Consider the following 16,411-nt stretch of genomic DNA (forward strand, 5'->3'; position numbering starts at 1 on the left):
AAATAGATCCAACGACGCTCGCGCGTCGCCGGATAGTCGGCAATGCCGTCCGGGGATGCGGCAAGTGCTCCATGTATTCAGTTAACGGCAGGCACAATCTATTCTTCATACCAATTATCGTTTACGCGCAAATTTATCGTATTTTTATGCTTCCAAGTTATTACTTTGTAAGGTTTGGAGCGAAGACGAATGCCGAAGGTCCAGCGACTGAGCGCGGCAGAGGAGATGACGTTTCGACAACTGGCAGTCCGTTCATCGCCTCTTGATAGACTTGCGCGTACGGAAAGAGATGCGGGGGAAATGCGTGAGTCTTGACGAATACTATAGGCGGCTGAAGTTGCCGGACACTGCGTCGCCGGCAGACGTCAAGCGCGCGTACCGACGGCTAAGAGCGAAGTACCACCCCGATCGCAACAAGGGGCGCGAATCGACAGTCGAGCCGGTGTTCAAGCGCATTCAGGAGGCGTTTGAGATTTTGACAGGCGAGCGTCAACCGCCCGTACTCAGTCAGGCGGCGGCATCGACTGAGCGCCGTGACAAGCCAGCCCACTCACGCGAACACCGCAGCTCGCCTCCGATGCGCGGCGCGAACTGCCTGGTCGAACTTTTCGTTCCGCTCGAAGCCGCGATTCATGGCGGCGAGGTCGAAGCGAGCTATGCGGTGAGGGGACCGTGTCACCCATGTCAAGAACGCGGTGCCCAGTGCGCGAGCTGCAACGGCAGCGGTCTGTCGGTCTCGGGCATGCACTGCGTCGCATGTGGGGGGACTGGTCGCCCGCCGGCGAGTGACCGGTGCCAAGCGTGTCTCGGCACAGGTATCAGAACCTGGCGGAAGTTCGAGACTGTGAAGGTTCCAGCGGGTGTGTGGGATGGCCAGCGTCTTGTCGTCGAAGGTGGTGGTCATCCCGGGACGAATGGCGGTCCGTCTGGTGACGCGATCTTCTCGGTCGCGATTGTGTGCAGCGCGGCCTTTCGTCGTGACGGCCTGAATCTCGCAAGCGAGATTCAGGTTGACTTCGTGACAGCTACGCTCGGAGGTAACTTCGAAGCGCAGATCCTGGGGCGCGCGCACCAGATGACGATTCCGCAGAACGCGCAACAGGGCAGCACGATTCGTCTACGCGGACATGGACTCACGGACCGCAATGGCTTTCGCGGCGACCTGACGCTGCAATTGGTGCTCGCGATGCCGGCTGCGGCTTCACATCTCACTGACGATGAACGACAACGGCTGCGTGAGATGTTTGCGGATGCGGGGCGTCGAGCAATGCAGGTAATCACAGCGACCGCACCAAACGGTGCGCCGTCGTAGCAGGACAATCGGCACCGCTTCGCCACACCCGATACGAACAACTGCATGCTGCCAAAGCTCGCGATCCGTCGCACAACACATTCGGAGAATCCAATGTCCGTTGGTCTTTGCAGTGCGCGATAGCTTACAAAAATAGTCGAGGGAAAGATGGGTCCGTCTCTAAACCGGATATTGCTGTACGCGAAGGACGTGAAAAAAACCTGTGAATTCTACGAACGATACTTTCGTTTCGCCTATAAGTTCGATGACGACGATCGTATTGCCGAACTCGTATCGCCGCACGGAGGCGTCATCATCATGGTCCATCAAGCCGCGAAGGGAGTAAGGTCAGGGCAAGCTACGGTGAAGTTGGTGTTCGACATCGATGACGTCGAAGGCTTCAAGAACGAATGCGCGAGAGGCGGTCTTGAATTTGGCGCAACCCATCAAGCGAATGGCTACAGTTTTGCCAATGCGAAAGACCCGGACGGGAACTCCATATCTATTTCGAGCCGGAGCTTCGCAGCCAAGTAGTGTCTTTGAGTAAACCCATCATGAAACATAGTTCAAAAGGCGGCCTCGTCTATTCCACCGACGGCGGACGGATGTGTCCCGAATGCAGAAAGGCGCTCGCGGAATGTATCTGCAAGACAGTTGCCAGGAAATTGCCGGTAGGCGATGGCGTCGTGCGAGTGTCACGCGAGACCAAGGGCCGAGGCGGGAAAAGCGTGACGATCGTTAAGGGGTTGGCGCTCGATCCTCTTGCGTTGGCCTCATTAGGCAAGCAATTGCGCACGGCCTGCGGTTCTGGTGGAACAGTCAAGGATGGCGTGATTGAAGTGCAGGGTGACCATTGCGAGCGGGTCATCGAAGCGCTCAAGAAGTACGGCCACAGCGCGAAGCGCGCCGGGGGCTAATCGCTTCAATGAGCGTTGACCCGCGGCGCAGATTGAGTCCACTCCGCCGCGGGCCGATCAACGAAAGTGACTAGACGTACCGCGCTTCGTTGAGATCGGCGATGAGCGTCGGCCCGGTTGGATGCCAGTCCAACCGGGTCTGAGTCTGGACACTCGAGGCCGGCATATCCAATCCGACGAACATTGCCATCCATCCAAAATGCGACGCCGCTTCATCCGGGCTGATCGAAACGACAGGCAAGTTCAAACCCCGACCCAGCGCCTCGGCGATTTCGCGGCTACTGATCCCTTCTTCGCCGACCGCATGATATCGAGCTCCCTGTTGACGCTTTTCTATGGCGAGCCGATAGAGACGCGCCACATCGGAGAGATGACCGGCCGGCCAGCGGTTACGGCCGTCGCCTAAGAAGGCGCTAACGCCTTTCTCCCGAGCGATAGCAACGAGCGGCGAGATGAGACCCTGCTTGAACGGGTTGTGAACCTGAGGCAGGCGTACCACCGACACATTGACACCCGCCTCCAGGAGCGCATTCCCAGCCAGCTCAGATGCGATCCGCGGATTGGGATGACTGACATTAAAGACATCTTCAGACGCCAGTTGACCGTGCTCACCACTACCCATGCCGGTCCCCGAGGTGATGATCAGAGGGCGGTCGGAGCCGGCGAGCACGGAGCCGAGTGCCGCAATCGCACGCTTGTCCTTTTCGCAGTTCTCCACGAATCTAGAGAAATCGTGATCGAATGCCGTGTGGATGACGGCATCTGCATTTGCGGCGCCGCTGCGTAGGCTCTCCGGATCCTCCAAGGTTCCGCGATGCACCTCTGCACCTGCATCGATAAGCGCTTGCGCTCCCGCGTCCGAACGCGTCATGCCGATCACATGATGACCCGCGTTGATGAGTTCGGGAACGATGGCCGCGCCGATGAAACCTGTCGCGCCCGTCAGAAAGATACGCATGGTGAAACCTCCGTAGTAGTCGCAGCTACTATCTGGCCATTTCCCGTGCTGTTGAAGTGGTGACGTCATCCTATGAAAAGAACTAACAGGATGATCCCGATGCCGGCCGGTCAATCCAACGCTGATGCAATACGTCGACCCGCCTCACTGCCAAAGTTCACCGACGCAATCTTTACAAGAAGCTGAACATCTCCTCTCAAGCGACACTCTTTCTGCTCATCATGGATGAAGACCTGGAGACCAACTGAGGCGAACCGGTTCTGCTGGGTGATCCTAAGGAGATGCCTGGCTTTGAACCGCGCCCTTTCTTCTGTAGGCTGTCACCGACAGGCCGTCCGCTGATCAGTCCATTGCAGCAAAATCAGCGTGACCAGACGGGCCGCCAGGCGCTTGAGCGCCGGCGCACCGTTCGTTGGCCGGGGGCCCCACCCACTGAGAAGGAGCCATTCATGGAATCGTCTTCAGGCCAACAACCGGGCGCCCCTGCCGGCCACGTCGAGGAAACCCGCCACGGGTCGATGCCCAAGCTGGCGCTGGCCGCCATCGGCATCGTGTTCGGCGACATCGGCACCAGTCCGCTCTACACCATGAGCACGGTATTCGACTCGGGTCACGGGCTGGTGCTCGATCGCTTCAATGTGCTGGGCGTGGTGTCGCTCATCATCTGGTCGCTGATCATTGTGGTGACGCTGAAGTACGTGACGCTGATCATGCGCGCCCACAACCACGGTGAGGGCGGCATCATGGCGCTGCTGGCGCTGGCTTCCAGTTCTGTAATGGACCGGCCCCGCCTGCGCAACGGGCTGCTACTCGCCGGTGTATTCGGCGCGGCGCTGTTCTATGGCGACGGCGTCATCACGCCGGCCATCTCGGTGCTCAGCGCGGTGGAAGGACTGGAAGTGGCGGAACCGCAGCTCAAGCCCTTCGTGGTGTCGATCGCACTCGTCGTGCTGATCGCTTTGTTCCTCGTGCAGCGGCGCGGCACGGCCGGCATCGGCGCTGTGTTCGGGCCGGTGATGGTGCTGTGGTTTGTCGTGATTGCGGTGTCGGGACTGCTCAGCATCGGCCGCGCGCCGGCCATCCTGGTCGCTTTCAACCCGTTCGTGGGCCTCGAATTCCTGATGCGCAACGGCTGGCGGGCCTTCGTCTCGCTCGGCGCGGTGGTGTTGGCGCTGACCGGCGCTGAGGCGCTTTATGCCGACATGGGCCACTTCGGCGCGCCGCCGATTCGTCTGTCGTGGTTCGCACTCGTACTGCCCGCGCTGGCGCTTAACTACCTGGGCCAGGGCGCGCTGCTGTTGTCGGATCCCAAGGCCGTGGACAACCCCTTCTTCCACCTCTTCCCGTCGGTGGCGTTGTTCCCGATGGTGGTGCTGGCCACGGTGGCGACTGTGATCGCGTCGCAGGCAGTGATCAGCGGCGCGTTTTCCATGACCAAGCAGGCCATGCAACTCGGCTTCATGCCGCGCATGGGCATTGTCTACACCTCTGAACGCGAGGTCGGCCAGATCTATGTGCCTGCGATCAACTGGCTGCTGCTGATCGCGGTGGTGGGGGCGGTGCTGGGCTTCGGTTCCTCTACGGCGCTGGGTTCGGCCTACGGTATCGCGGTAACGGGCACCATGATGATCACCACCTTCCTCACGTTCTACGTGGTGCGCTACGCCTGGCACTACAACTGGTTGCTGTGTGTGCTGGCCACCGGCTTCTTCTTCGTCATCGATCTGGCGTTCTTCTCGGCCAACCTGCTCAAGTTCGTGGATGGCGGATGGTTCCCGCTGCTGCTGGGCGCCATCATGTTCACCGTGATGTCCACATGGCACCGCGGCCGTGCGCTGATGATCGAAGAGGCCAGCATCCATGCCGGCGCGCTGCCGCTGGGCAGGTACCTGGACAGCCTGTTTGCGAAGGAAACGATCCGCGTGCCCGGCACCGCCGCGTTCCTGACCATCGATCCCCATACCGTGCCGCACGCGCTGGTCAACAACCTGGCGCATAACCACGTGCTGCACGAGCGTGTGCTGTTCGTGCATGTGACCAACCTGGATGTGCCCTATGTGCCGCGCGAGCAGCGCGTGGCGATCACGCCGCTGGGCCACAACTGTCACAGCATCCTTGTGACATACGGCTTCAAGGACGTGGCCAGCCTGCCGCAAGCGCTGCGCGACTGCGAGCCGAAGGGCCTGGTGGTCGATCCGGCGAAGGTCTCCTACTTCCTCAGTCATGCCACCGTGGTGGCGACCGGAGGCAAGGGCATGCCGGTGTGGCGCGAACGATTGTTCAGCGTGATGGCGCACAATATCGGCAACCCTGCAGCTTATTTCAAACTGAGCTCAAACCGGGTGATCGAGCTGGGCTCGCGCGTCGAAATATGAGGTAGAACCTATAAGGTAGAACCTGCAAACATGAAGAGACTTTTCGTTTGCTGCGACGGCACATGGAACTCGGATAGCGACGAGTTTCAGGGGGTGCCCGTTCCGACCAATGTCGTTCGCTTTTTCAACGCGTTGAGTGAACACGGTGAAGATGGCGTCGAGCAACTCCGCTACTACCACGTCGGCATTGGCGCTAACGAAGGCCGGGTTCGTCGCCTCGTAGACGGTGCGTTGGGATTGGGCCTCTCGCGAGACATTCGAACTGCGTACAAGTGGCTGTCCGACCACTACGAAGAAGGTTCTGAAATCTTCATCATTGGCTTTTCGCGTGGCGCGTTCACGGCGCGAAGCCTGGTGGGTATGCTTCATCGTTGTGGACTTCCTGGCGAGGCAAGCTGGGCGCTAGTCAAACAGGCATGGAACCTGTACCGGCTCGATCCAGCAACACCGGAAAACATCAGCCTGCAGGAACGGTTCTGCATCGAGAATGGCAAACCGCCTCCCATTCGCTTCCTGGGCGTGTGGGAGACGGTGGGCGCTCTCGGTATTCCTGAGATTGCGAACTTATTCGGCTTAGGGAGACAGCGCCTCGAATTTCATGACACGAGGCTTTCGCCAGAAGTTGAACGCGCGGTACAAGCCCTTGCCATTGATGAGCAGCGGAACACTTTCTTTCCAACGTTGTGGACAGATGCCGATGGTTGCGACCCGGCACGCGTGACGCAAGTGTGGTTCCCTGGTGTGCACGCGGACGTTGGGGGCGGCTACAAGGAGACCGGGCTTTCTGACGCCACGCTCAAATGGATGATTGCCGAGGCCGCGCAGTGCGGTGCGGTGTTTGAACCGAAGATGTTGGACCAGATAGCCGATGCGGGCCAGTTGTCGCCATCCGCGGTACATGGCGTCCTTCACAACTCGCTCACAGGCTTTTACAGGAGGATCGGATTTCGTCCCCGGTCCTTTCCCTATCTGGCGAAGGATTCACGCATATGCTCCGAATCGATATCGGATCTGGCATTGGCACGGCAGGCCAGTCCGCCAATCTTTCAGGCTCCCTATCGACCGAACATCGATCCAGGGAAGGGGGTGCAGGTGCGGGTCTTCGCCAGCACGTTGTGGAACTGGACCGGCATTTTCATGAAGGAGGGGGTGAGCTACCGGTTCAAGGTGCTTGAAGGTCAAACATGGCTGGATGGGGACAGCGTATCGGGCGCGGAGGGAACGCCTGGTAACTGGATGCAGCGCCTCTCTGCATGGTCCAAGCGAGTCAGGGGAGCGAACTGGTTCGAGCTCTGCGGTGCGATCTCATACCCAGGGGAACCGAGCGAAGCAGGCGTGTCACCTCAACCCTTCTACTTCAGAATCGGCAGAGAGATGGAGATCAAGGCGCCTTACTCGGGTTACCTGTATTGCTTTGCCAACGACGCCACCTGGGCGTATTGGAACAATCAAGGCAGTCTGCGGGTTGAAATCGCCGAATCAAGCGGGCTGCCGGGCGGCAAGGGGACGGCATACCGGCACTCAGACGAAGACCTCACTGCGCCGGCAACAGCACCGGGAGGGTCTGGAGCAGGCGAACCGTCCTGAACGGTGCCGCGACGGACATCGAGACTTCTTTTCGTGCTCATTGGGGCCGGGTCCGCACTTGTACGGCACCGTACCGACCTCCACCGAGGTTAAGCGCACCGTGGTTACACGCGCCTTGTGTCTTTCATTCAAAGGCGCTCGAAACACCCTCGCGCAGTATGATTTTCTTCAATCGCTCGCCCGGGCCGCCCCCTCCAGCAAGGAGTGGCCATCATGCTCACAATCCGAAAACACTATTTCTTTCCGCCGCGCTCATGGCGGAGGCAGTCGCTGCCATGCTATGGCGCGGCAAGACAGATCATTTTGCGTGATTTTGGTCCAAGGACTGAGCAGGACGTGAAAGAGTCGAAGGCCGCGATGAACAAGCAAGGCGCCTGAGGTCAGGCACGCAAGTGGCGTCCGAATTGCGATCATTCGAAATCTAATATTTAGGATGTCGAACACAAGACGTACTGGTGTTCGACACGTGCTTGACGTTCCGCCCCGGGACTCAAGCCAACCTCCATTTAAAGAGAACACAAATCATGGCTTATCAAAGTGTCAACCCTAACACCGGCAAGGTCCTGAAGAGCTTCGAAAAACTGACCGATGAGCAACTTGAAAAGTCGATCGCTGCCGCCGAGACCTGTTTCCAGACGTGGAAGCACACGACCTACGCCCAGCGTGCCGAAATCGTGGATAAGGCCGCAACACTGATGCGTAAGAACGTCGATGAATTTGCCAAACTGGCGACCCTTGAGATGGGCAAGCGCATCGACGAAGCGCGTGGCGAAGTCAGGTTCAGCGCCGACATCCTTGCTTATTACGCCGAACACGCGAAAACTTTCCTGGCACCGACCAAACTGAATCCGAAAGTCGGTGAGGCGCATATGGAAAATAGTCCATTCGGCGTGCTCTTCTGCGTGGAGCCGTGGAATTTCCCGTACTACCAGCTTGCACGCGTCGCCGGCCCGCAACTGATGGCGGGTAACGTACTGGTGGTCAAGCATGCAGGCTGCGTACCTCAATGCGCGATTGCCTTCGAGAAACTCCTGCTCGACGCCGGCGCACCTAAGGGGGCCTACACCAATTTGTTGATCTCGCACGAGCAGTCCGAGCGAATCATCGACGACCCGCGCATCAAGGGTGTGGCATTGACGGGCAGCGTCGAGGCCGGCAGAAGTATTGCGGCGCGAGCGGGGCAGAACCTCAAGAAGACTTCGATGGAGCTGGGTGGCAGCGATGCGTTCATCGTGCTCGATGATGCCGACCTGGAAAAGACCGTTCCGTGGGCGGTATGGGGGCGGATGTATAACGCCGGCCAGACCTGTTGCGCGGCGAAGCGATTCATCGTGCTCGATTCGATTGCCGACAAATTTCTTGCGAAGTTCAAGACCGCGCTCTCCGAATTAAAGGCAGGCGATCCGATGGACGAGAAGACGACGCACGGCCCCTTGTCCACCGAGGGGGCGTTGGTTCAACTGCTCAAGCAGGTCGACGATGCAGTGGCACATGGCGCCACGCTGGTGATGGGCGGCAAACGCATTGACCGACCCGGCTCGTTCATGGAAACGACGATCCTCACGGATATCAAACCGGACAATCCGGCTTTCCGCGACGAATTCTTCGGTCCGGTGGTGTCGTTCTTCCGCGTCAAGGACGAAGCCGCGGCCATCGCGCTAGCCAACGATTCGGACTTCGGCCTCGGTGGTTCGGTCTTCACGAAAGACGAAGCGCGCGGCAAGCGCGTGGCGAGCGGGGTCGAGACCGGGATGATGTTCATCAACAACATCGACTGGTCCGATGCGGAACTGCCGTTTGGCGGCATCAAGGATTCCGGCTACGGCCGTGAGCTCGGCAACATGGGCATCCAGGAGTTCGTCAATACGAAGCTGGTCCGTACCGCCCGCCTCGATGCACCGGCCTGATCTCCACAAGGAAAGCCCGCCATGTATGTCAACGTTGCCGTTCTGACGGAGACCCGGGCCCATGAACGCCGTGTGGCGCTCGTGCCGTCCGTGGTCCAGAAACTGGTCAAACTGGGTGCCCGGCTGCATATGCAGCCGGGGGCGGGCGCGGCGATTCATCTGGATGACGCCGCGTTCGAGAACGTCGCCTTTATAGCGGATCGCACGGCGCTGGTGGAAGACGCCGATGTCGTGCTTGCCGTTCAGCCTCCCGCGCTCGAGGTGGTCAACGCGATGAAGGAGGGCGCGATCCTCGTTTCGTTCATCTATGCGCACAACGAGCCCGCGCTGGTGAAGCGCCTGCTCGACAAGAAGATCACCTGCTTCGCAATGGAGCGGGTGCCGCGCATTACGCGTGCCCAGTCCATGGACGCGTTATCGAGCCAGTCCGCGCTTGCAGGCTACTACGCGGTGCAACTGGGCTCGACCCATCTCGCTCGCGTGGTGCCCAAGATTACCAGCGCGGCAGGCTCGATCGGACCCGCTCACGTTCTGGTGATGGGGCTCGGTGTGGCAGGGCTGGAGGCGATCGCGACGGCGCACCGCCTTGGGGCCGTCGTCGAGGGCTATGACGTGCGGCCGGAAACTCAGGAGCAGGCGCTCTCGCTGGGCGCCACCTTCGTCGATACCGGTATCGATGCGCGCGGTAAAGGCGGCTATGCCCGTGAGCTGAGCGCCGAGGAAAAGACCCGGGTCGCGGACGTGCTGACGAAGCACATTCAGAGCGCCGATCTGATCATCACAACCGCCGCGATTCCCGGTAAGACCTCGCCCAAGCTTATCAGCCACGCATAGGTGGCCGGCATGAAAGCGGGCTCGGTGATCGTCGATCTGTCGGCGGAGGGCGGCGGCAACTGCGAAGACTCGCGGCCTGGCGAGACCACGCGGATCGGCAACGTGACGATCGTCGCGCCGCTAAACGTGCCCTCGCTGCTCGGCGAGGACGCGAGCGAACTGTACGCGAAGAATCAGTACAACCTGCTCGCGTTGATCATGAAAAACAACGTCATCGAGATCGACTGGAGCGACGAAGTGCTCGCCAAAACGGTGCTCACCCACGCAGGCGAGAACAAGGCTGAGGCGAGCGACGCGGCGGCCAAGCCTGTTGCCGCCGCGAAGAAGCCCCCCGCGAAAGCCGAACCTGTTACGCCGGCATGAGCGCGGGTATCAGCGCCTGTATCAACACCGGCACAAACACGCTCTGACCAAGGACCAAGTGATGGACTTCCAGATCAGCATTTCCGGCTTCGTCGCGATTTACATCTTCATGCTGGCCGCTTTCGCTGGCTGGGTGATCATCGGACACGTGCCGGCCATTCTGCATACCCCGTTGATGTCGGGCTCGAATTTCGTACACGGCATTGTCGTGGTGGGCGGCATCTATGCGCTCCTGAACGCGAGTACGGTTCAGGAGCAAGTCATCGGCTTCGTGGCTGTGTTGCTCGGCGCGGGCAATGCCGCAGGCGGTTATGCCGTCACCGATCGCATGCTCGCCATGTTCAAGACCACCGTTCATCCCGCGGCGCACGGCACGCACGGTACGCACAGCAAGTCCGGCACCGTGAAGTCCATCCACGCAAAGAAGCATTGAGGGCGTCGCCATGTTGAACCTGATCCCCCAACTCGGCATCGGCGTGGTCGATCTCGCCGCTGCTTTTCTCTTTCTCTACGGCCTGCACCGCATGTCGTCGCCTGTTACGGCGCCTTCGGGCATTTTCGTCGCCGGTATCGGCATGGCCGTGGCCGTGCTCGCGAGCTTCCTGTACGCCTTCGACGTCGGCGCGGCGGCCCGGTCCAACCTGCCGGTCAACCTGGGGCTCACGGTCGTTGCTTTGGCGCTGGGCGGCGGGTTGGCCTGGTGGGGCGGTCGCAAGGTGGCGATGACCGCCATGCCGCAGATGGTGGCGATTTACAACGGCATGGGTGGCGGAGCGGCCGGTGCGATTGCCGCGGTGGAACTGTTCGGCAACAAGGCGCAGGGTGCGACCGCGCTCATCATGACCTTGCTGGGCGCGCTGATCGGCGCGGTGTCGCTGTCGGGTTCGCTGATCGCCTGGGCCAAGCTCGATGGGGTCATCAACAAGCCCGTTCGAGTGAAAGGGCAGCAGGTTTTCAATGGACTGGTGCTGCTGGCTACCTTCGTGGTTGGCGGCTACATCGTCGTCGCAAGCGCGGATAACGCTGCGCTGATATTGACGATGCCGACCTGGATCTATCTGTTCTTCGGTTGTGCGCTGGCGCTCGGCATCCTGATGACGCTGCCGATCGGTGGCGCCGATATGCCGGTGGTGATTTCGATCTTTAACGCCTTTACCGGCCTCGCGGTCGGCATTGAAGGCTACGTGTTGCAGAACCCCGCACTGATGATCGCCGGCATGGTGGTCGGTGCAGCCGGCATGTTGCTGACGCTGCTGATGGCCAAGGCCATGAACCGTTCCGTGAGCAATGTGATCTTCACCAACTTTGGTGAGGTCGCCACGCGCAAGCAGGGGAAGATCAAGGGCAGCCTGAAGCCGACGCAGCCAGGCGACGCCGGCATCGCGATGCGCTATGCGGCCTCGGTGATTATCGTCCCGGGTTACGGTCTCGCGGTCTCGCAGGGGCAAGGCAAGCTGTACGAATTCGTCAAGCTGCTTCAGGCGGGCGGCGTGTCGGTGAAGTTTGCGGTGCACCCGGTGGCTGGCCGCATGCCGGGCCAGATGGACGTGCTGCTGGCCGAGGCTGGCGTGCCCTACGACGTGATCTTCCAACTCGAGGACATCAACGACCAGTTCGCCACGACGGATGTTGCGCTGGTGATCGGCGCCAACGACGTGGTCAACCCGGCCGCGCGCACCGACAAATCGTCGGCCATTTACGGCATGCCGATTCTCAACGCCGATCACGCCAAGCAGGTGTTTGTGATCAAGCGCGGGGAAGGCAAGGGCTACGCCGGCATCGTCAATGAACTCTTTTACGCAGATAACTGCAACATGGTCTATGGCGACGCCCAGACCGTGCTCATCAAGATGAGTGAAGCGGTCAGAGGGCTTGGATTGCCCGCTGTTGCCTAGCGCGCTGAATTCATCGCAACCGAGGAACAAGCCATGACATCGAAAATGCAAGCTGCCGTCGTCGAACAGTTCGGCAAGCCACTGGTGCTAAAGGAACTGGATATTCCCGAGCCCGGTCCAGGCCAGATCCTGGTGAAGACCGAAGCGTGCGGCGTATGCCACACCGATTTGCATGCCGCGAGCGGGGACTGGCCGTTAAAGCCCACGTTGCCGTTCATACCGGGCCATGAAGGCATCGGCATCGTCACCGCCCTTGGTGCGGGTGTAACGGCCGTGAAGGAAGGCGACCGGGTCGGCGTACCGTGGCTCTACTCCGCTTGCGGACACTGCGAGTTTTGCCTCGCGGCACGCGAGCCCGTATGTGCCGAAGCGCAGTTCGGCGGTTATACGAAGAACGGTGGGTTCGCCGAATACATCGTCGCCGATCCGAACTATGTGGCCCATATCCCAGCCCATCTGGCGGCCCGCGACGCGGCGCCCCTCATCTGTGCCGGGATCACCTCGTACAAAGGCATCAAGGAGACCCAGGCACGCCCGGGTGAATGGGTCGTGGTCTCTGGCGTCGGTGGCCTCGGACACCTTGGCATTCAGTACGCCAAGGCAATGGGCCTGCATGTGTGCGCAGTGGATATCGATGACGGCAAGCTCGCGCATGCCAAACGCCTTGGCGCCGATGCCATGGTCAACGCAAAGGACGGCGATGCGGTTGCTGCCGTCAGAAAGGCTACGGGGGGCGGTGCGCATGGCGTGCTGATTACAGCGCCGTCGTTGGGCGCATTCAAGCAAGGTGTGGGCATGACGCGCAAATGCGGGACCTGTGTGCTGGTTGGGCTGCCGCCGGGCGAGTTTCCGACCCCCCTGTTCGACGTCGTGGCGAACTGCATCACGATTCGCGGCTCGTTTGTCGGCAATCGCCGGGACATGGCCGAAGCGCTTGCCTTCGCCGCTGACGGCAAGGTCAAGGCCGATATCGAGTTGCAGCCGCTCTCGGCGATCAACAGCGTGTTCCATCGCCTCGCGCACGGCGATGTCCCATCGCGCGTGGTGCTCGAGTTCGCCAAGGGTTGAGAGGAGGGCGCTATCGTGGCTGCCGGACCCCGGTCCGGCTCTACGGCCATATAACGCAACCGAACTAAACGGAGCTGACGCCGAACACTCCGGTCGCCAAATCGTGCTCGAAATCGGCGTGCCACGCCGTGCCTTGGCCAGCAGCATCAACACCGGACTTATCATTGCTTCGTCGAGTAACCATGACTTGTCGGCGAACCGGGCCCGCACTAGCGCCCGCCGGGTACTGGTCTTCGTCACGGATGTCGAAATCGATCATATCGAAGCCATGACTGGCGAAGATTAAAGTCGCGTCGACGGCAGGACAGGTCACACCCTACAATCACCCCCGTGCACTCGGTCCGTATTCACTGCGCGTTAAGGGGCGTTCATGAGCGACCAATCTTCCGGCCTTGCGTCCGGGCAAGCGGACCGTGTCTCAGCCTGGAGCCTGATCAGACCGTACTGGGTCTCTGAGGAACGCAAGACCGCGTGGGGTCTGCTGATCACGATCATCGTCATGGACCTGGTTCTGGTCGGCATCAACGCCCGCTTGAATACGTGGAACCGTGATTTCTACAACGCACTGGAAGGCAGGAAGGTCCATGAATTCCCGCAGCTGATGCTGCTTTTCAGCGCGCTTGCGTTCGCGTTCGTCGGGATCTCCGTCTATAACCGCTATCTGCGCCAGATGCTTGGCTTCCGATGGCGCCAGTGGCTGACCACACGCTATCTGCAGGAATGGCTGGGCGACGGCACCTTCTATCGCATCGAGCGCGACCGCCTCGCCGACAACCCTGACCAACGGGTCGCTGTCGATCTTGCATCATTCGCCAACACCACACTTTCGCTCACGCTCGATCTGCTCTCGACACTCGAAACACTCGTGTGGTTCTCGACCGTTCTATGGAGCACGGCGGGCGTGCTGGCAATCGAGCTTGGCGGCACGCCCGTCCAGATTCCGGGCTACATGCTGTGGGCGGCCATTGTCTATGCGATTGTTGGCTCACTCCTGACCAACAAGGTCGGTCATCCGCTGGTGTCGATCAACTACCAGATGCAGCGCGTCGAAGCGGATTTTCGGTTTGGCCTGATCCGTCTGCGGGAAAACGCCGAGCAGATTGCGTTCTATGACGGGATGCGTGTCGAGGAGTCGACGGCCCAAGACCTGTTCGGCCGGATTCGCGAAAACTGGTGGCGCGTGATGAAGTACACGCGGCGCTACAGCTTCGTGCTCAATTTTTACGCCCAGATCGCCGAAATCTTTCCGATCGTCGTAGCGTCGCCGCGTTACTTCGCAGGGTTGATGAGTTTCGGGACACTGATGCAAATCGGCGACGCATTCAGTTCGGTTAGCGATTCGCTTTCGTGGTTCGTCAACAATTACGACACGCTCGTCCAATGGCGCGCAACCGTTAACCGTCTGCGCGAGTTCAAACGCGTCATGCATCTACCTCATCTGAAGGAGTCGGTGTCGCCCGCCACCGAGCATGGCGGCATCAATCTGCACTACGTCGACGAGAACCAGCTCACCACGCACAAGCTCACGCTTGCGCTGCCCAACGGCGAGACGCTCGCGAGTGTGCGCGACATTGCCGTGAAGCCAGGTTCGCGCTGGCTCGTGCGTGGACCTTCCGGCTCGGGAAAAAGCACGCTGTTGCGCGCGCTGGCGGGTCTCTGGCCGTTCGGAAACGGCTCGATCGATGCACCTGTGAATGCGCGCATGATGTTCGTCCCGCAGCAGAGCTACCTGCCGGTTGGCACCTTGAAGACTGGGCTCGCTTATCCCACGGCTGCCACCAATTTCAGCGACGAGGAATGTTGCGAGGCGCTACGTCTGTGCCGGCTTGAGGGCTACGTCGACCGATTGCACGAATCTCAGCACTGGTGGAGCATTCTTTCTCCCGGCGAGCAACAGCGGCTGGCAGTCGCGCGTGTGCTGATGCACGAGCCTGACTATGTGTTTCTCGACGAAGCAACGAGTGCGGTCGGTACCGAGAACGAAGCGTATCTGTATCGCCTGTTGATCGAGCGATTGCCGAAAGCGGCGATTGTCAGTGTCACGCACCGCGAATCGCTTGCGGCGTTCCACCAGGAGACGCTCGATATTGCGCGTGCGGACGAGCACGAGCACACCGTGGCAGACACACGTCCGTCGTGACCGCTACCCTTACGCAGAACGTCCGGTTTCCTCAAGCCACTTAACGATGTTCTGCACCGTATCGCCATAGAAGGTGCGATACAACTCCTTCGACACATAGCCGATATGAGGCGTCGCGAGCACGTTAGGCAATTCGCGCAGCGGGTGAGGATTATCGAGCGGTTCGACCTCGTACACGTCCAGTGCCGCGCCGGCAATCTGACCGGTCGTGAGTGCCCGAAGCAGGGCGGCATTGTCGACGATCGCTCCACGCGACGTATTGATCAGCCGGCTCGTGGGTTTCATCTGCGCGAGTTCTGTCGCGCCGACCAAACCTCGGGTTCGCTCGCTAAACCGCAAGTGAATCGACAGGAAATCGGAAGTGGAGAACAGCACATCCTTGCTGACTCGCTGCACGCCTTTCTCCGCAGCGCGTTCCTCGGTAAGGTTCTCACTCCACGCGATGACGTTCATTCTGAATGCCCGCCCGATGACGCCGACAGCCGAACCGATATGGCCAAGACCAAGCACGCCGAGCGTCTTGCCCGCGAGTTGCTCGCCAAGCGAAAGCTGCCAGCCTCCCTCACGCACTGATTGAGTCTCGAGCGGAATATTGCGGGCCATCGCGAGAATCAGCGCCCACGTCATCTCGATCGTCGGCGTGGACGAATAGCCCGTATGACGAATTTCGATGCCGCGTTCCGCAGCCGCCTCCTGATCGATCGACACATTCCCTGGGCCGGTCGAAGCAATCAGCTTCAGATTCGGCAGGCTTTCGATAACCACGCGGGACAGCGGTGTGCGTTCCCGCATCACGCATACGACGTCGAATGGTTGCAGGCGTTGAATCAGGCTCCCGATATCAGCGACGTGATCGTTGAACACCGTCACGTCTGCCAGGTCCTTAAGCGGCGACCAGTCCGCCACGCTCAGCGCGACGTTCTGATAGTCGTCGAGGACGGCGACCTTGATCGGGAGTTTGGGGTTCATGTTGCGCGCTCCATGAGTTGTAGACGGTTGCTGCTAATCGAATGCTAAGAATCCCGGCTCGTCACGTAAATCAATATGTAACGACGCCACCCATCGCGAGCCGCGAT

At 60.2% G+C, this 16,411-nt stretch carries 13 protein-coding genes and 1 pseudogene; 11 read left to right on the forward strand and 3 right to left on the reverse strand.

All coding sequences use genetic code 11. The features are described from left to right. Positions 1–304 precede the first annotated feature (304 nt). The 3 genes from BM438_RS29450 (at position 305) to BM438_RS29460 (ending at position 2,208) form a co-directional block, all read left to right on the forward strand. Positions 305–1,312: a DnaJ C-terminal domain-containing protein gene (locus tag BM438_RS29450; protein ID WP_167378478.1), complete on the forward strand. Its 1,008-nt coding sequence runs from the start codon at positions 305–307 to the stop codon at positions 1,310–1,312. Between the two features lie 147 nt (positions 1,313–1,459). Next, a complete protein-coding gene (locus tag BM438_RS29455) occupies positions 1,460–1,825 on the forward strand; it encodes a VOC family protein (RefSeq protein ID WP_093641761.1) in 366 nt (121 codons plus the stop codon). A 20-nt stretch (positions 1,826–1,845) separates the two neighbouring features. Then, on the forward strand, positions 1,846–2,208 hold the full coding sequence (locus tag BM438_RS29460) for a translation initiation factor Sui1 (protein ID WP_093642098.1): 363 nt from the start codon (positions 1,846–1,848) through the stop codon (positions 2,206–2,208). Positions 2,209–2,278: 70 nt separating this feature from the next. Here BM438_RS29460 and BM438_RS29465 read toward each other — a convergent pair whose 3' ends face one another. After that, positions 2,279–3,166, reverse strand: a complete 888-nt coding sequence (locus BM438_RS29465; RefSeq protein ID WP_093641764.1) for an SDR family oxidoreductase — start codon at positions 3,164–3,166, stop codon at positions 2,279–2,281. A gap of 449 nt (positions 3,167–3,615) precedes the next feature. Between BM438_RS29465 and BM438_RS29470 the strand changes: the two genes are divergently transcribed. The 7 genes and pseudogenes from BM438_RS29470 to BM438_RS29500 all read left to right on the forward strand — a co-directional run bounded on the left by BM438_RS29470 (position 3,616) and on the right by BM438_RS29500 (position 13,195). Then, positions 3,616–5,541 (forward strand): potassium transporter Kup, encoded by a 1,926-nt coding sequence (locus tag BM438_RS29470; RefSeq protein WP_167378479.1) that lies wholly within the window; start codon positions 3,616–3,618, stop codon positions 5,539–5,541. Between the two features lie 30 nt (positions 5,542–5,571). Then, complete coding sequence (locus tag BM438_RS29475) at positions 5,572–7,128, forward strand: DUF2235 domain-containing protein (protein ID WP_093641767.1); 1,557 nt, start codon at positions 5,572–5,574, stop codon at positions 7,126–7,128. A gap of 524 nt (positions 7,129–7,652) precedes the next feature. Next, positions 7,653–9,035 (forward strand): NAD-dependent succinate-semialdehyde dehydrogenase, encoded by a 1,383-nt coding sequence (locus BM438_RS29480; protein ID WP_093641770.1) that lies wholly within the window; start codon positions 7,653–7,655, stop codon positions 9,033–9,035. A 21-nt stretch (positions 9,036–9,056) separates the two neighbouring features. Beyond that, positions 9,057–10,232: pseudogene (locus tag BM438_RS29485) on the forward strand (NAD(P) transhydrogenase subunit alpha). A 61-nt stretch (positions 10,233–10,293) separates the two neighbouring features. Next, positions 10,294–10,665 carry an NAD(P) transhydrogenase subunit alpha part 2 gene (locus BM438_RS29490; protein WP_093641773.1) on the forward strand — a complete coding sequence of 124 codons (372 nt, stop codon included), beginning with the start codon at positions 10,294–10,296 and terminating at the stop codon, positions 10,663–10,665. A gap of 10 nt (positions 10,666–10,675) precedes the next feature. Further along, entirely contained in the window at positions 10,676–12,127 is a 1,452-nt protein-coding gene (locus BM438_RS29495) for an NAD(P)(+) transhydrogenase (Re/Si-specific) subunit beta (RefSeq protein ID WP_093641775.1), read from the forward strand. 33 nt (positions 12,128–12,160) lie between these two features. Beyond that, positions 12,161–13,195, forward strand: coding sequence for a zinc-dependent alcohol dehydrogenase (locus tag BM438_RS29500; RefSeq protein WP_093641778.1), 1,035 nt, complete (start codon positions 12,161–12,163; stop codon positions 13,193–13,195). 64 nt (positions 13,196–13,259) lie between these two features. Here the strand turns inward: BM438_RS29500 and BM438_RS44985 are convergent, their stop codons facing one another. Next, complete coding sequence (locus tag BM438_RS44985) at positions 13,260–13,454, reverse strand: hypothetical protein (protein WP_143131770.1); 195 nt, start codon at positions 13,452–13,454, stop codon at positions 13,260–13,262. 111 nt (positions 13,455–13,565) lie between these two features. On the opposite strand from BM438_RS44985, the gene BM438_RS29510 reads away from it, so the two are divergent. Beyond that, complete coding sequence (locus BM438_RS29510; protein WP_093641787.1) at positions 13,566–15,335, forward strand: ABC transporter ATP-binding protein/permease; 1,770 nt, start codon at positions 13,566–13,568, stop codon at positions 15,333–15,335. Positions 15,336–15,344: 9 nt separating this feature from the next. On the opposite strand, the gene BM438_RS29515 is transcribed toward BM438_RS29510, so the two are convergent. Continuing rightward, positions 15,345–16,304, reverse strand: a complete 960-nt coding sequence (locus BM438_RS29515; RefSeq protein ID WP_093641792.1) for a D-2-hydroxyacid dehydrogenase family protein — start codon at positions 16,302–16,304, stop codon at positions 15,345–15,347. Positions 16,305–16,411 lie beyond the last annotated feature (107 nt).

The sequence above is a fragment of the Paraburkholderia aspalathi genome (genome assembly GCF_900116445.1).
GTDB lineage: Bacteria > Pseudomonadota > Gammaproteobacteria > Burkholderiales > Burkholderiaceae > Paraburkholderia > Paraburkholderia aspalathi.

Coding starts and splice junctions, on each gene's coding strand:
- BM438_RS29455 (WP_093641761.1), top strand. CDS start 1,460: ATGGGTCCGTCTCTAAACCGGATATTGCTGTACGCGAAGGACGTGAAA.
- BM438_RS29460 (WP_093642098.1), top strand. CDS start 1,846: ATGAAACATAGTTCAAAAGGCGGCCTCGTCTATTCCACCGACGGCGGA.
- BM438_RS29465 (WP_093641764.1), bottom strand. CDS start 3,166: ATGCGTATCTTTCTGACGGGCGCGACAGGTTTCATCGGCGCGGCCATC.
- BM438_RS29470 (WP_167378479.1), top strand. CDS start 3,616: ATGGAATCGTCTTCAGGCCAACAACCGGGCGCCCCTGCCGGCCACGTC.
- BM438_RS29475 (WP_093641767.1), top strand. CDS start 5,572: ATGAAGAGACTTTTCGTTTGCTGCGACGGCACATGGAACTCGGATAGC.
- BM438_RS29480 (WP_093641770.1), top strand. CDS start 7,653: ATGGCTTATCAAAGTGTCAACCCTAACACCGGCAAGGTCCTGAAGAGC.
- BM438_RS29490 (WP_093641773.1), top strand. CDS start 10,294: ATGGACTTCCAGATCAGCATTTCCGGCTTCGTCGCGATTTACATCTTC.
- BM438_RS29495 (WP_093641775.1), top strand. CDS start 10,676: ATGTTGAACCTGATCCCCCAACTCGGCATCGGCGTGGTCGATCTCGCC.
- BM438_RS29500 (WP_093641778.1), top strand. CDS start 12,161: ATGACATCGAAAATGCAAGCTGCCGTCGTCGAACAGTTCGGCAAGCCA.
- BM438_RS44985 (WP_143131770.1), bottom strand. CDS start 13,454: ATGATCGATTTCGACATCCGTGACGAAGACCAGTACCCGGCGGGCGCT.
- BM438_RS29510 (WP_093641787.1), top strand. CDS start 13,566: ATGAGCGACCAATCTTCCGGCCTTGCGTCCGGGCAAGCGGACCGTGTC.
- BM438_RS29515 (WP_093641792.1), bottom strand. CDS start 16,304: ATGAACCCCAAACTCCCGATCAAGGTCGCCGTCCTCGACGACTATCAG.